15 protein-coding genes and 1 tRNA gene are annotated in these 14,600 nt (G+C 65.8%); 4 read left to right on the top strand and 12 right to left on the bottom strand.

What is annotated here, in order from left to right; all coding sequences use genetic code 11:
• Positions 1-9: 9 nt before the first annotated feature.
• Positions 10-969, bottom strand: a complete 960-nt coding sequence (locus DWG20_RS07805; RefSeq protein ID WP_115433276.1) for a Wzz/FepE/Etk N-terminal domain-containing protein — start codon at positions 967-969, stop codon at positions 10-12.
• A 181-nt stretch (positions 970-1,150) separates the two neighbouring features.
• Positions 1,151-1,555 (bottom strand): EthD family reductase, encoded by a 405-nt coding sequence (locus tag DWG20_RS07800; RefSeq protein WP_245944800.1) that lies wholly within the window; start codon positions 1,553-1,555, stop codon positions 1,151-1,153.
• Positions 1,556-1,654: 99 nt separating this feature from the next.
• Between DWG20_RS07800 and DWG20_RS07795 the strand changes: the two genes are divergently transcribed.
• Positions 1,655-1,867 (top strand): hypothetical protein, encoded by a 213-nt coding sequence (locus DWG20_RS07795; RefSeq protein WP_115433274.1) that lies wholly within the window; start codon positions 1,655-1,657, stop codon positions 1,865-1,867.
• Between the two features lie 75 nt (positions 1,868-1,942).
• Here the strand turns inward: DWG20_RS07795 and ychF are convergent, their stop codons facing one another.
• The 8 genes from ychF to DWG20_RS07755 all read right to left on the bottom strand — a co-directional run bounded on the left by ychF (position 1,943) and on the right by DWG20_RS07755 (position 8,979).
• Entirely contained in the window at positions 1,943-3,034 is a 1,092-nt protein-coding gene (gene ychF / locus DWG20_RS07790) for a redox-regulated ATPase YchF (RefSeq protein WP_115433273.1), read from the bottom strand.
• 265 nt (positions 3,035-3,299) lie between these two features.
• Positions 3,300-3,881, bottom strand: a complete 582-nt coding sequence (gene pth / locus DWG20_RS07785) for an aminoacyl-tRNA hydrolase (protein WP_115433272.1) — start codon at positions 3,879-3,881, stop codon at positions 3,300-3,302.
• A gap of 80 nt (positions 3,882-3,961) precedes the next feature.
• Positions 3,962-4,552, bottom strand: coding sequence for a 50S ribosomal protein L25/general stress protein Ctc (locus DWG20_RS07780; protein WP_115433271.1), 591 nt, complete (start codon positions 4,550-4,552; stop codon positions 3,962-3,964).
• Positions 4,553-4,613: 61 nt separating this feature from the next.
• Entirely contained in the window at positions 4,614-5,597 is a 984-nt protein-coding gene (locus DWG20_RS07775) for a ribose-phosphate pyrophosphokinase (protein WP_115433270.1), read from the bottom strand.
• 70 nt (positions 5,598-5,667) lie between these two features.
• Positions 5,668-5,742, bottom strand: a tRNA-Gln gene (locus DWG20_RS07770).
• Between the two features lie 9 nt (positions 5,743-5,751).
• Entirely contained in the window at positions 5,752-6,594 is an 843-nt protein-coding gene (gene ispE, locus DWG20_RS07765; protein ID WP_115433269.1) for a 4-(cytidine 5'-diphospho)-2-C-methyl-D-erythritol kinase, read from the bottom strand.
• A gap of 62 nt (positions 6,595-6,656) precedes the next feature.
• A complete protein-coding gene (gene lolB / locus DWG20_RS07760) occupies positions 6,657-7,217 on the bottom strand; it encodes a lipoprotein insertase outer membrane protein LolB (RefSeq protein WP_115433268.1) in 561 nt (186 codons plus the stop codon).
• Between the two features lies 1 nt (position 7,218).
• Positions 7,219-8,979, bottom strand: coding sequence for a tetratricopeptide repeat protein (locus DWG20_RS07755; protein ID WP_115433267.1), 1,761 nt, complete (start codon positions 8,977-8,979; stop codon positions 7,219-7,221).
• Between the two features lie 98 nt (positions 8,980-9,077).
• Between DWG20_RS07755 and mutM the strand changes: the two genes are divergently transcribed.
• Both mutM and DWG20_RS07745 read left to right on the top strand, forming a co-directional pair.
• Positions 9,078-9,908 (top strand): bifunctional DNA-formamidopyrimidine glycosylase/DNA-(apurinic or apyrimidinic site) lyase, encoded by an 831-nt coding sequence (gene mutM / locus DWG20_RS07750; RefSeq protein WP_115433266.1) that lies wholly within the window; start codon positions 9,078-9,080, stop codon positions 9,906-9,908.
• Positions 9,909-9,941: 33 nt separating this feature from the next.
• Entirely contained in the window at positions 9,942-10,769 is an 828-nt protein-coding gene (locus DWG20_RS07745) for a lysophospholipid acyltransferase family protein (protein WP_115433265.1), read from the top strand.
• On the opposite strand, the gene DWG20_RS07740 is transcribed toward DWG20_RS07745, so the two are convergent.
• A complete protein-coding gene (locus DWG20_RS07740) occupies positions 10,699-11,517 on the bottom strand; it encodes a symmetrical bis(5'-nucleosyl)-tetraphosphatase (RefSeq protein ID WP_115433264.1) in 819 nt (272 codons plus the stop codon). The two genes, DWG20_RS07745 and DWG20_RS07740, sit on opposite strands and share 71 nt — an antisense overlap.
• A 163-nt stretch (positions 11,518-11,680) precedes the next feature.
• On the opposite strand from DWG20_RS07740, the gene rep reads away from it, so the two are divergent.
• On the top strand, positions 11,681-13,699 hold the full coding sequence (rep, locus tag DWG20_RS07735; protein WP_115433263.1) for a DNA helicase Rep: 2,019 nt from the start codon (positions 11,681-11,683) through the stop codon (positions 13,697-13,699).
• 101 nt (positions 13,700-13,800) lie between these two features.
• On the opposite strand, the gene DWG20_RS07730 is transcribed toward rep, so the two are convergent.
• Positions 13,801-14,544 carry a c-type cytochrome gene (locus tag DWG20_RS07730; RefSeq protein ID WP_115433262.1) on the bottom strand — a complete coding sequence of 248 codons (744 nt, stop codon included), beginning with the start codon at positions 14,542-14,544 and terminating at the stop codon, positions 13,801-13,803.
• Positions 14,545-14,600 lie beyond the last annotated feature (56 nt).

Below are 14,600 nucleotides of genomic sequence, written 5' to 3'. Positions count from 1 at the left end.
CCCTCCCTGTCATGCCAGCTTCGCACGCAATTCGCCGCGCAGCCTCTGCCAGGAGACTTTAAGAAACACGGATAGGAACGCGAAGAACAAGCCCGCGATCCCCGAAAGCGCCAGTATCTTCGCCGCCTTGGGCGAAGACTTCTCAGAAGACACGGTGGCGTAGCTGGCCACCCCGAAATCCGTCTTCAGCGAGGCGCGGATCAGCGCGATGTCGCCGTCCAGCAGCCGGAGCGACTCCTGGTAGAAAAACAGCCGCCGCCATAACTGTTCCTTCACACCGCCCCCCTGGAGCGCCGCGGTATTCGACAGGACGGCAGAGCTCATATTCCCTTCATCCTTTTCCGACGACCTCGTCTCCAGCAGCGCCAGCAAAGCGGCCTCCTGCCGAAGCACGGCGCGCTTATCTTCTGGAATGTCCTGCGCGGACACACGCAGCGCGCTTTCCGCCTGCGAGAGCTTATTGACGGTCAGACGGCGGCGGATTTCCAGCTGGCGAAGCAGCTTCCCTTCGGGGGTCACGCCCGCCTCTAGCAATTGCTCCCGCCCAGCCTCGGCAACGGCGTTGGCAAGCCCCGCTGCGGCTTTGGGATCCACGCTGTCCACGGACACCTGCACCATCCCATCGCGGGTGGCGGACACGGCAAGCGCTCCCTTCAACGCGGCTCGCCTGGCGTCTTCGGCACCACGCACGCCGTACGACGCCATCAAGGCCTGGTTACTGGCGAGCTTGTCCACGACGTCGTCGCTTTTGACGACGTTGGCAGCCGCAGCCCCCGCTGCCTGCGAGGGAAGCAGCAAGGTCGCGGAAGCCGTGTAACGAACGGGGAGGATTTGCACCACCATGAAGGCCAGCGCTACGGCAGCAAGCGGAAAGCCCACGAGCCAGTAACGGTGACGCCAACACAAGATCAACAGGTCGGCCAGATCAAGCTCTTCTTCTTTGGACTGAGGCGGGTAATTTGCGGCCATTTTCCCTCTCGGCGATTTAAAAACTGTGCGAGGCTGATGCCGTCGAACATTGAAGTTGGCTATCCGGCAGAGCACAGACGGCCTGTCAGGATGCCTACCCTAGCCGCGCGAGGCTGGCGGGCGTCACCTTAGCAAGAGCTCACGGCCTTGCCAAGTGGGTAGCGTCGCCGTCATGCTCCCTTCATCGCACGAGCGGTCCGCGCCTCACCTCGCCGATCTGGATCACCGGCTCGATGTCGGTGTAGTTCGGGATGTCGCCCATGATCTCGGCGACGTGAGGCGCGAACGCCGTCTGGAAGGCGTCGACCGAGTCGAACGTCAGATGACAGGTAACGATGAAGGCCGGCGTCGTGCCGGGGGCGACGCCCAGGATGCCGACCTCCACCGACGCCTCGCGGCAGGCCTCGCCAAAACGCGCCTCGACCATCGGCATATGTTGGCCGAGGTAGTAGTCCAGGTCGAACTTCTTGTCTGCCTGGTTCGGGTAGAACACGCTGACCTTGATCATGCCGCCTAGCTCCTCGATGTCATCACGCGCCGCGCGGGCGCAACGCTTCCATATTAGTCGCAGATTGCGCGCTGACATCGGCCTTACCGCATGGAAACTTCAGCCGAATAAAACCGGCAGCGATATAGAAATCGATAATTTCATGGAATGATGGCGACTCCGTAAGATGCAATCGACATGACGGCACAAGCCGCCGACGCCCGCATCGCTTTCGCCTACGTCGTCGGCGTCGCCGAGCTGACCTTCGTCGCGACGCAGGTGAACAAGCGCGAGCAGGTCTACCCGCTGGAGATCCTCGCCTTCATCGCGCGGCTCTATCTGCTGCTGTGCGGCACGCTCGAAGCGCTCGGGTGTTACAGCGAACGGCGCTGGGCGACGCCGGGGCGCTGAGGCTCGGCCAACCTTGGATGCCCGATAAAAAAACGCCGCCCCGTGGGGCGGCGTTTTTCTCGTCGACAAGACCGATCAGACGTTGAACAGGAAGTTCATCACGTCGCCATCCTTGACGACGTATTCCTTGCCTTCCGAGCGCATCTTGCCGGCTTCCTTGGCCTTGGCCTCGCCGCCGCAGGCGATGAAGTCGTCGAAGGCGATGGTCTGTGCACGGATGAAGCCGCGTTCGAAGTCGGTGTGGATCACGCCGGCCGCCTGCGGTGCGGTGTCGCCGACGTGGATGGTCCACGCGCGCACTTCCTTCACGCCTGCGGTGAAGTAGGTCTGCAGGCCCAAGAGCTTGTAGCCGGCGCGGATCAGGCGGTTCAGGCCCGGTTCATCGAGGCCCATCTCGGACAGGAACTCGGCCTTGTCGGCGTCGTCGAGTTCGACGATTTCCGACTCGATCGCAGCGCACAGCGCGACGACCGGCGCGCCTTCCTTGTCGCCCAGCGCCTTCAAGTGGTCGAGGTAGGGGTTGTTCTCGAAGCCGTCGTCGGCGACGTTGGCGACGTACATCGCCGGCTTGATCGTCAACAGGCAGATCGGCTTCAGGAGCGCGACGTCGTCTTCATCGAGGCCGAGCGAGCGCGCCGGCAGGCCCTGGTCGAGGTGCGCTCGCACCTTCTCGAGCAACGCGACGAGGCGCATCGCGTCCTTGTCGCCCGACTTGGCCTTCTTGCCGTCGCGCTGGATCGCCTTTTCCACCGTCGCGAGATCGGCCAGCGCGAGTTCGGTGACGATGGTCTCGATGTCGGCGACCGGGTCGACCTTGCCGGCGACGTGCACGACGTTGTCGTCGTCGAAGCAGCGCACGACGTTCACGATGGCATCGGTCTCGCGGATGTTGGCGAGGAACTGGTTGCCGAGGCCCTCGCCCTTGGACGCGCCCGCCACCAGGCCGGCGATGTCGACGAATTCGACGATGGCCGGCTGCACCTTCTGCGGGTTGACGATCTGCGACAGCGCGTCGAGGCGCGGGTCGGGCACTTCGACGATGCCGACGTTCGGCTCGATGGTGCAGAACGGATAATTGGCGGCTTCGATGCCGGCACGGGTCAGCGCATTGAACAGGGTCGACTTGCCGACGTTCGGCAGGCCGACGATGCCGCATTTGAGGCTCATGGGAATCCTTTGTCGAGACGCCCCCGGCGGGGGCGGCGCACGAAAAACCGTTATTTTAGCATCACTTAGCAAGACGGTCCGCCGTCGCGGCGACACGAGAGGCGCCGGCGTGGCAATGCCGGCGGGACAACGCAGGGGAAAGCCGACGTCGGGGAAAGGCTGGCTCGGGATGGCCCCGGTCTGCCGCCGCTCGGGCGGACGTTTCGCTCACGGCCGGTCCGTTCTCGATCCCCGCCTCACCAGAAATTCGATTTGAGTAAACCGATCAGCGCGCGGTGTGCAGCGCCTTCATGGCCGCCGGGAAGTCGCCGGCGAGCGCCGTCGGCAGCGCCTTGAGCGCGTCGGCGATCGCGTCGTCGATCTGTGTCTGCTCCTCGCTGCGCGCCTTCTTCAGCACGAAGTTGGCGACCTCGTTGCGGTCGCCCGGGTGGCCGATGCCGATCCGCAAGCGCCAGAAGTTCGGCCCGCCGCACTTGGCGACGATGTCTTTCAGGCCGTTGTGGCCGCCGTGGCCGCCGCCCTGCTTGAAGCGCGCGATGCCGGGCGCAAGGTCGAGTTCGTCGTGGACGACCAGCGTCGACTCGATCGGGATCTTGTAGAAACGCGCCAGCGCGCCGACCGACTGGCCGGACAGGTTCATATAGGTCGCCGGCTTCAACAGCCACAGTTCGCCGCCTGCCGGGTGCGTCGCGCGCGCGACCTCGCCGAAGAACTTGGCGTCTGGCGAGAGGCGCGCCTTCAGCTGCCACGCCAGTTCGTCGACCAGCCAGAAACCGGCGTTGTGACGGGTCTTTTCGTATTCGGGGCCTGGATTGCCGAGCCCGACCACCAGGCGGATCTCGCTCATTCTTCTTCCCTCTTCAATGCAAAAGGCCCGCTGCGAGCCGAGAGGGTTCGCAGCGGGCCCGGTTTCCGGGAAACCCGGAATTACTCGGCAGCGGCTTCGGCGGAAGCTTTGCCCGAAATGTTGGCCACGGTCGCGTTCTCGCCGCGGGCCAGGGCCACCAGCTCGACGCCTTCCGGCAGTTTCAGGTCGGACAGGTGAACCGACTGACCGGCTTGCGCTTCGGACAGGTCGATTTCGATGAACTTCGGCAGCTGACCCGGCAGGGCGCTGACTTCGACGCTGGTCACGACGTGCGACACTTTGCCGCTTTGCAGCTTCACGGCCGGCGACAGGTCGGCGTTCAGGAAGTGCAGCGGCACGTTCACGTTGATTTTTTCGTTCGCATCGATGCGCTGGAAGTCGATGTGCAGCACCAGCTGCTTGAACGGGTGCATCTGGTAGTCACGCACCAGCACCTGCTGCTTGTCGCCGTCGACGACGAGGTCCAGCACCGAGGCGTGGAAAGCTTCGTCTTTCAGCGCGTAGTACAGCGGGTTGTGCTCGAGCACGATGGCTTCGGCATCCTTGCCGGCACCGTAGACGACGGCCGGCAGTTTGCCAGCGCGGCGCAGGCGGCGGCTCGCACCCGTACCTTGTTCAACGCGCTTGGCGGCGATCAGTTCGTAGGACATGTGTAAAACTCCAAGTTTCTAATGAAGGCAGCACGGCCGCCGCGACCAGCGGCCGTACCGTTTACGGCAGGACGGAGCCTGTCGAAACCAGTTCCTCGTTGAAGAGGTAGGACACAGACTCTTCGTTGTTGATGCGACGCAGCGTCTCGGCGATCAGGCCGCCGATCGAGACGGCGCGGATGCGCGAGCAGGCGCGGGCCTGAGCCGACAGCGGGATGGTGTCGGTCACAACGACTTGGTCGATGTCGGAATTCTGAATGCGGTCGACCGCCTGGCCGGAGAATACCGGGTGGGTGGCGTAAGCATACACTCGCGCGGCGCCGCGCTCTTTCAGCGCGGAAGCGGCCTTGCACAGGGTGTTGGCGGTGTCGATCATGTCGTCGATGATCAGGCAGGTACGGCCCGATACGTCGCCGATGATGTTCATCACCTCGGCCACGTTGGCCTTGGGACGACGCTTGTCGATGATGGCCAGATCGGTGTTCAGCGCCTTGGCGGTGGCGCGCGCGCGCACCACGCCGCCGACATCCGGGCTGACGACGATCAGGTCTTCGAAGCGCTGGGCCATGATGTCCTTCAGCAGCACCGGCGTCGCGTAGACGTTGTCGACCGGCACGTCGAAGAAGCCCTGGATCTGGTCGGCGTGCAGATCGACGGTCAGCACGCGGTCGATGCCGGCGGTGGTCAGCATATTGGCCACCAGGCGCGCCGAGATCGGCACGCGCGCCGAACGCGGACGGCGGTCCTGGCGGGCGTAACCGAAGTAGGGAATCGCGGCGGTAATCCGGCCGGCCGAGGCACGCTTGAGCGCGTCGGCCATGGTCAGGATTTCCATCAGGTTGTCGTTGGTCGGGTTACAGGTCGACTGCAGGATGAACACGTCGCGACCGCGGACGTTCTCCAGGAGTTCCACCGCCACCTCGCCGTCGGAGAAGCGGCCGACGTCGGCGCGCCCCAGCGAAATGTCGAGGTGTTTGACCACGTTTTGCGCGAGGTCGGGGTTGGCCGTCCCGGTGAAGACCATCAGACTGTCGTAAGCCGCCATAACGATTGCCCTGGAAAAAACATAAGAAAAAAGCGTGTAAGGGGTGAGCTTACACGCTTTCTTGATTTATTGGCTGGGGAGGTAGGGATCGAACCTACGAATGCCGGAATCAAAATCCGGTGCCTTACCACTTGGCGACTCCCCAGTAAACCTGTCAGACCCTGTCGAACATCGGGTGGCTTGCCAGCCCCTTGGCCACAAACCCGTCGTATTTTTCCGACACGGTCCTGAATACTGTATTTGCTTGGTCTTGCGACTCGCACTCGAGAAACACGCAACTTCCGGAGCCGGTCATCAGCGCGGGGCCATATTTTGCTAGCTCCGACAATGCGCTGTCAACTTCTTTGAACTCCGCCAAAACGGCCGCTTGCAGGTCGTTTCGTCGTTGCTGCGTTGTTTCGAGGGTTCGCATTATGCTGGGCCGGCTATCGCGTGTCAACAGCGGCGACGAAAATATTTTGGCGGTCGGCACGTGAACGCCCGGATGCAGCACGACGTACCACGCTTCGGGCAGGTCGAGCTCGGTCAACGCCTCGCCGACGCCGGTCGCGAAAGCGTTGCGGCCGAACACGAAGACCGGCACGTCGGCACCGAGTTTCAGCCCCAGCTCCATCAGCCGTTCGCGCGAGAAACCCGCCCCCCACAAGCGATTCAATGCCAAGAGCACGGTGGCGGCGTCCGAACTGCCACCGCCGAGGCCGCCGCCCATCGGGATGCGCTTGGTGAGGCGGATACGCGCGCCCAGCTCGCTGCCGCTCGCGGCTTTCAGCGCCAGCGCCGCGCGTACGGTGAGGTCGGCCTCGGCGGGCACGCCCGGCGTCGGATTGACGAGCTCGATGATGCCGTCGTCGGTGGCGGCGATCTCGACCGTGTCGGCAAAGTCGATGAAGCGGAACACCGTCTCGAGCAGGTGGTAGCCGTCGGGGCGGCGGCCGACCACCTTGAGCATCAGGTTGAGCTTGGCCGGTGCAGGAAAGGCTTGGAAGTCGTACGTCATCAATCGGGTCCGGATGGCGCCGGATGGGTAAAGGTTGGCCGAGCCCTGCCCGGCGGGAAGTTTCACTGCCAGCGGTGCGTGACGAGCTTGATCGACAGCCCGTCGCGCGCGAGTTCGACGCGGCGCGGCACCGGGCCGCCGGCATCGTCGGCGATGAAGCGGATGCGCCAGCCCTCTTGCTCGATACCGTCGGCGGTCTTTTCGACCGGCACGCCCGGCGCGGCCAGGCCGCGGATCCACCACACCAGGTTCTCGAGCGGCAGCGGGTAGCCGAGCGCGTCGGCCGTCAGCGTCTCTACGTCGAGCGCGCGGCGCGTCTGGCCGTCGGCCTCGAGCGCGATGCCGGAATCGTCACGCGTCAGCCGTGCGACCGTGCTGCCGACCGGGGACAGGATGGACAGCTCGTCGCGCTCCGCGCGGTGCTGCCATTCGAAGTTGCCGTAATGCCCGCGGCCATCGGCGTTGACCGCGATGCGGCCGGCGGCGGCGAACGGCGTGTCCGCCGGACGCTGCGCGGTCGATTCGGGGCCGGGGACGAAGGGGCGCTCTGCCGTCGCGCACGCAGTCAGCGTCGCGACAAGAGCGAGCGCGGCCAGGCGGGGGACCAGGCTGAGGGATCGCATGTCAGGGCTGGAATCGTTTCAGCGTGTCTTTCAACACCGGATGATCGGGGGCGGCGGCGGCCGCCTTCTGCCACAGCGCGCGCGCCTCGTCACGTTGGCCGAGCTTCCACAGCACTTCGCCGAGATGGGCGGCGATCTCCGGGTCCGGCATCGCGTTCCAGGCGCGCTCCAGGTAGCCGCGCGCGGCCTTGAGCCGGCCCTGGTGGTAGAGCACCCAGCCCATGCTGTCGAGGATGGTCGCGTTTTCCGGATCGGCCTTCAACGCGCGCGCGATCAGCGCGTGCGCTTCCTTGTAGCGCTGCGTACGATTGGCCAGCAGATAACCGAGCGCGTTCTCGCCGACCGGGTCGCCCGGTTTTTCGATCAGGAAGGCGCGCAGGTCGCGCTCGGCGCCGGCATAGTTGCCGCGAATCTCGTGCACCAGCGCGCGTTCGTACAACAGCTCCGGCGTGTTCGGATAGCTCACGAGCGCCTTGTCGAGCACGCGCTCGGCCAGGTCGTTGCGCTTGTACTGGCGCGCCAGTTGCGACGCGCTTTGCGCGAGCGCGATCTTGTCGTTGCTCGACGCGTTGACCGCCTCGAGACGCGCTATCGCAGGGCCGATGAAGCCGGCCTCGGCGTCGATCGAGGCGAGGCGCAACTGCGCCTGCAGCTTGTGCTGGCCGCTGGCGACCGATTCGTACCAGCCGCGCGCGGCCGTCGCATCGCCGCGCTCCTCGGCCAGTTGGCCGAGCGTCAGCCTCAGGAAGTCGGCCTCCGGGTGGCCGCGTTTGAGCGCCTCGGACAGCAGCTTCTCGGCGTTCTGGGTGTCCTTGAGTTGGTAGTCCATCAGCCCGGCCGCGTACAAGAGGTCGGCGTTGTCCGGGTATGGCTTGAGCAGCTTGCCGAATTCGGCGCGCGCCTCGTCGTAGCGCTTGACCGACACCAAGAGGCGCGGGTAGGCCATCTTGAGGTCGATGCCGGCGGCGGGGCGGCGCGCGAGCTCCGCCTTCAGGAAGGCCAGCGAGGCGTCGACGTTGCCGCGGCGCAGGCGGTCGACCTGCCAGGCGACGGGCAGATCCCACTTCGGCGCGATCTTCGCGAGCTTGTCGAATTCGGCGTCGACGGTCGCCTGGTCGTCGACTTCGGCGGCGACGGTGATCAGCGCGAACCGCGCCTCGGGCAGCGCGGGGAAACGCTCGGCCAACTCGCGCACCAGCGCGAAGGTGCCGGGCTTGTCGGACTGGCGCGACGCGAGGCGGGCGAGCTGGACGAACACCGCCGGCGCGCGCGACGGGTCGCGCATCAGCACCTCCTCGATCAGCGGGCGGCTCTCGGCCAACCTGCCGGCGCGCAAGAGCACGATGAACAGCTGCTCGCGCGCGGCGTGCGATTCGGGGTCGAGCTTGACCCACAGCGTGAGCGCGTCGGCAGCGACCTTCACCTGGCCGGCGAACAGCGCCATTTCGGCGGCACGGCGCGCCAGGCGCGGGTCGTTGGTGCTTTGCGCGAGGTCGAGATAGGTTGCCGCGGCGCTGCCGACCTGGCCGCGCTGCGCGCCGATCTCGCTGGCGAGCACGCCGTAGAAGATGCTCGGCGTCAGCGCCAGCTTCGGCAGCTTGGCTTCGTTCTCGACGGTGTCGTCCTTGTCGTCGCCCTCCTTCACCGCGTCCTGCTGGGTGGCGGGCTTGGCCGCATCGGTCGGCGCAGGCGTCTTCAACTGGGCGCAGCCAGCCAGAAGCGCGATGAGTAGAATGGACAGCGGGCGGGACAGACGATTCATGTTCGAAGCCTTGGGCCTTGGCGCGTATTGTGCAACGCGAATAGACCCTAGAATATCACGCCCTTTCCTTCCATGCGGGTGACAAGCCCGCGAGCGCCATGCCCGAATTGCCCGAAGTCGAAACCACGAAGCGCGGCGTGTCGCCGACGCTGACCCGCGCGCGCGTCGACGCCGTCACCGTACGCTGCGCGGCCCTGCGCTGGCCGGTGCCGCCGGAGCTGGCCGCGACGCTCGAGGGCGCGACCGTGCTGTCGGTGACGCGGCGCGCCAAATACCTGCTGATCGGCTTCGCGCACGGCACGCTGATCGTGCACCTCGGGATGTCGGGCAGCCTGCGTTTCGTGCCGCCCGGCACGCCGCCCGAGAAGCATGACCACGTCGACCTCGTGCTGTCGCCCGTAGGCGCGATGCCGACCGTGCTGCGCTACCGCGATCCGCGGCGCTTCGGCGCGTGGCTGTGGCACGCCGGCGCGCCCGAGCATCATCCGCTGTTGACCAGGCTCGGCCCCGAGCCGCTGTCCGACGCGTTCAGCGGCGAGCATCTTTACAAGGTGACGCGCAACAAGAGCGTCGCGATCAAGCAGGCGCTGATGGACAACGCGCTGGTGGTCGGCGTCGGCAACATCTACGCGAACGAGGCGCTGTTCCACGCCGGCATCCGGCCGACGCGGCCGGCGAAAAGGCTGACGCGCGACGACTGCGCAAGGTTGGCCGAGACGATCAAGGCGGTGCTGGCACGCGCGATCGAGGCCGGCGGCAGCAGCTTGCGCGACTTCGTCGGCGCGGGCGGCGAGCCGGGCTACTTCCAGCAGACGTATTACGCGTACGGCCGCGCCGGCGAAGCATGCCGGCACTGCGGCGCGACGATCGAGGCGATCCGCCAGGGCCAGCGCAGCTCGTACTATTGCCCGCATTGTCAGCCGTGCTAGAGTGGCGCTGACCGTTTTGAAGCCCGATTGAGCATGTCTCCAGCCCTCCCCCGCCGAACTCCGTTTCCCACCCGTATCGCCCGGCTCGGCCGCGTCGTCTCGCACGCGCTGCGCGCGCTCGTGATCGTCGCAGGGCGCTTTCGCAACCTCGCATACGCCGAGCGCGCGGTGGTCAACCAGCGCTGGAGCCGCGGGCTGCTGAAGATTTTCGGGGTCGAGGTGAAGGTGCGCGGCACCGCGCCGGGCGTGTTCCCGGCCAACACGCTCTTGGTCGCCAACCACGTGTCGTGGCTCGACATCTTCGCGCTGAACAGCGTCACCGTGTCGCGCTTCGTCGCCAAGCGCGAGATCCTCTCCTGGCCGATCGCCGGCTGGCTGGTGAAGAACGCCGGCACGCTGTTCATCGACCGCAGCAAGCGTCGCGACGCGAGCCGCATCAACGAACAACTGGCGCGCGCGCTCGAGAACGGCGGCTGCATGGCGGTGTTCCCGGAGTCGACGACGTCGGACGGCACCGTGCTGTTGCCGTTCAAGGCGTCGCTGTTCGAGTCGGCCATATTGTCCCGCGGCATGGTGCAACCGGTGGCGCTACGCTACCTCGACGCGAACGGCGAACTGACGACCGCGCCGGCCTACGCCGGCGACACCAGCCTGTGGACCTGTATCGCCAACATCCTCGCCGAACCGTCGATGACGGTCGAACTGTCGTTTGGCACGCCGCTGCCGGCGACGGCGTTCGACAGCCGCTTCGCACTGAGCGAAGCGGCGCGCGAGCAGATCGGGGCCGCGCTTACGCGATCGTCCGATTTGCCCGGCACGGCAGAGAGAACGCCTGAAGATCTTCGAGCCGAAGCGCGGTAAGGCTGCCGCCCCACAGGCAGCCGGTGTCGATCGCCCACACGTCGTCGGTCAGCATCAGCCCCAGCGCCGACCAGTGACCGCAGACGATGGGCGTACCGGCACTCTTGCGGTTCGGCGCTTCGAACCACGGCACGAGGTTCGGTGGCGCGTCTTCCCTTTCCCCCTTGAACGTGAGATCGATCTCGCCGTCGCGCGTCACCATGCGCATCCGCGTCATCGCGTTGACGATGAGCCGCAACCGGTCCATGCCTCTCAAGTCTTCGCTCCAGCGCGTCGGCTTGTTGCCGTAGAGCCGCGACAGGAATTGCCTGTGATGCGGGCCGGACAATGCCGATTCGACTTCGGCGGCCAGCCGCATCGCCTTGGCGATGCTCCATTCGGGCAAGAGCCCGCCGTGCACCATCGCCGCGCCTTCGGTCGCGATCATCATCGGCTGGCAGCGCAGCCAGTCGAGCAGGAGCTTGCCGTCGGCGGCGTTGAGGATGTCGAGCAGCGTGTCGTCGGCGTGCGACTTGCCGAAGCCCTCGGCGACCGCCAACAGGTGCAGGTCGTGGTTGCCGAGCACCATCTCGACGCAGTCCTGGTGGCGGTAGACCCAGCGCAGGACTTCCAGTGACTCGGGGCCGCGGTTGACGAGGTCGCCGGTCAGCCACAGCGTGTCGCGCCCGGCCTGGAAGTCGATCTCGCGCAACAATTGCTGGAACGGGTCGTAGCAGCCCTGGATATCGCCGATCGCATAGGTGGCCATAGTGTTTGGATTCCTCTGAAAGGCAAAGCGCGTCCGATAGCCTTTGCTTTCGGCCATGATACTCGACCCGGCCGTCATTACGCTCGCACGCGTCCGCCCGGGGCCGGCCGGGCCACGGTGTTACAATGCACGCTCCCCCCGAATGACGCCTGACGATACCGCCATGTCCCTGCCGCAACTCAACCCCCCGCAGCGCGCGGCGATCCAGTATCTCGACGGCCCGCTCTTGGTGCTGGCCGGCGCCGGCAGCGGCAAGACGCGCGTCATCACGCAGAAGATCGCCCATCTGATCCGCGAAGGCGGCATGAACGCGCGCAACATCGCCGCGATCACCTTCACCAACAAGGCGGCGCGCGAGATGATGGAACGCGTCGGCAAGCTGTTGCCCGCGTCCGAGCTGCGCGGCCTGACCGTCTCGACCTTCCACTCGCTCGGCATGCAGATCCTGCGCCAGGAAGCGGCCCACCTCGGTTACAAGCCGCAGTTTTCCATCCTCGACGCCTACGACGCCGGCAAGATCGTCGCCGACCTGATCCAGACCACGAGCAAGGACGAGATCCGCAAGGTGCAGACGCAGATCTCGCTGTGGAAGAACGACTTTCGCGCGCCCGAGACCTGCCTGACCGAAGCCGAGAACGCGTTCGAACAGGTGTGCGCGCGTGCCTACCTGTCGTACCAGGACACTTTGCTCGCCTACCAGGCGGTCGACTTCGACGACCTGATCCGCCTGCCGGTGCAACTCTTCCGCAGCGACGACGCGGTGCTGTCCAAGTGGCAGGGCAAGCTGCGTTACCTGCTGATCGACGAGTACCAGGACACCAACACCTGCCAGTACCAGATGGTAAAACTGCTGGCCGGCGTGCGCGGCATGTTCACCGCCGTCGGCGACGACGACCAGTCGATCTACGCGTGGCGCGGCGCGAACATCGAGAACCTGCGGCTGTTGCAGGTCGACTTCCCCCGCCTCAAGATCATCAAGCTCGAACAGAACTACCGCTCGACCGCACGCATCCTGCGCGCCGCCAACTCGGTGATCGGCAACAACCCTAAGCTGTTCGAGAAGAAGCTGTGGAGCGAGCTGGGCTTAGGCGAACCGATCCACGTCGTGCAGTGCAAGGACGAGGAGCACGAGGCCGAAATCGTCGTGCAGCGCCTCCTGGCGCACAAGTTCGAAAGCCGCACGCGCTTCGCCGACTACGCGATCCTCTACCGCGGCAACTACCAGGCACGCATCTTCGAGCAGGTGCTGCGCAACAACAAGATCCCCTACCAGATGTCGGGCGGGCAGAGCTTCTTTGACAAGGCCGAGATCAAGGACGTGCTGTCCTACCTAAGGCTAATCACCAACCCCGATGACGACCCGGCCTTCATCCGCTCCTTGACGACGCCGAAGCGCGGCGTCGGCAACGTCTCGCTGGAAAAGCTCGGCGCCTACGCCGGGCAGCGCCAGAAGAGCCTGTTCGCCGCCGCGACCGAGGAAGGCTTCCGCGGGCAGATCCAGATAGCGCAGCACGAGGCGCTCGACGACTTCTGCCGGCTGATCGTCAACCTCGAATCGCGCGCGCGGCGCGAACCGGCGGGCGAACTGGTGCAGGAGCTGCTGAAATACATCGGCTACGAGACGTGGCTGCTCGACTCCGAAGACAGCCCGCGCGCCGCCGAGAGCAAGTGGAAGAACGTGCAGGAGCTGGTCGGCTGGCTCGCGAAGAAGGGCGAGGCCGACGGCAAGAACGTGATCGAGCTGGCGCAGACGATCGCGCTGATCACCATGCTCGAAGGCCGCGACGAGAGCGAGGTCGACGCGGTGAAGATGTCGACGCTGCACGCGAGCAAGGGCCTCGAATACCCGCACGTCTTCCTCGTCGGCTGCGAGGAAGGCATCCTGCCGCACAGCGAATCGGTCGACAACGGCATGATCGAGGAGGAACGACGGCTGATGTACGTCGGCATCACGCGCGCGCAACGCTCGCTGACGCTGACCCACTGCGTGAAGAGGAAGCGCGCCGGCGAATGGCAGTTCGTCGACCCGTCGCGCTTCATCGCCGAGATCGGCGCCGACGACGTGCGCCTGTTCGGCCGTCCCGGCGCCGAGCCCATCGTGTCCAAGAGCGAGGGCCGCGCGAAGCTGTCGTCGCTGCTGTCGTCGCTCGACGCGCTGAAGGGCAAGGGTGAGACGGGCTGAACACGCTCGGCCAACGTTGGCCGAGCCCCGCCCGCGGATTCGACGGGCATAAAAAGGCGCCTCCCTCGGGAGGCGCTTTTTTATGCCGACTGCGGCGCGGATTACTTGGCCGAATTGGCCAGGTAGGTCACGGCGGCCTTGAACTCGTCGTCGCTGCCGGTGAAGCCGCCCTTCGGCGGCATCGCGTTCAGGCCTTTCTTGGCATTATTGAACACGGCGTCGACGCCGTCCTTCAGGCGCGGCGCCCAGGCGGCCTTGTCGCCGAACTTCGGCGCGCCGGCGGCACCCGACGCGTGGCAGGCCACGCAGATGCTCTCGTAGATCTTCTTGCCGACGGTGTTCGGATCGGCTGCCGCGCCCTCGCCGCCCGCCGCGCCGCCGACGGCCGGCTCGGTGAACTTGGCGCCGGCCGAGTTGCCCATATAGGCGACCGCGCGCTTCACTTCGTCGTCGGACAGGTCGGGCGAACCGCCCTTGGCCGGCATCGCGTTGAGGCCCTCGAGCGCGTGCTTGGACAGCGTGTCGAAGCCCTGCGCGATGCGCGCGCCCCAGGCGCCGGCGTCGCCGAACTTCGGCGAACCGGCGAGGCCGGTGCCGTGACAGGAGATACACACGGCCGTGTACACCTGCTCGCCGCTACGCTGTCCCGGCGGCGCGTCGCTCGCGACCGAATCGCCGGCCGGCTTCAGGCGCGCGGCCACTGCTTCTTTGGTCATCACCTGCGCATCGATCTGGAAGCCGCTGGTCGCCAGCTTGGCCAAGAGATAAATGGCCACCGCCAGAAATACAATGATGCCGACTACCGCTTTCAAGGGCGCACCAGCCGCCTGGTTTTCGTTACTCATCTGAGAGCCTCGCCTGAGAATAGAACCGTAAATACATCAAAATGGGGCAAATTATA

This window comes from Crenobacter cavernae (genome assembly GCF_003355495.1).
Taxonomy (GTDB): Bacteria; Pseudomonadota; Gammaproteobacteria; order Burkholderiales; family Chromobacteriaceae; genus Crenobacter; species Crenobacter cavernae.
This window is presented reverse-complemented; position numbering and strand designations above follow the sequence as displayed.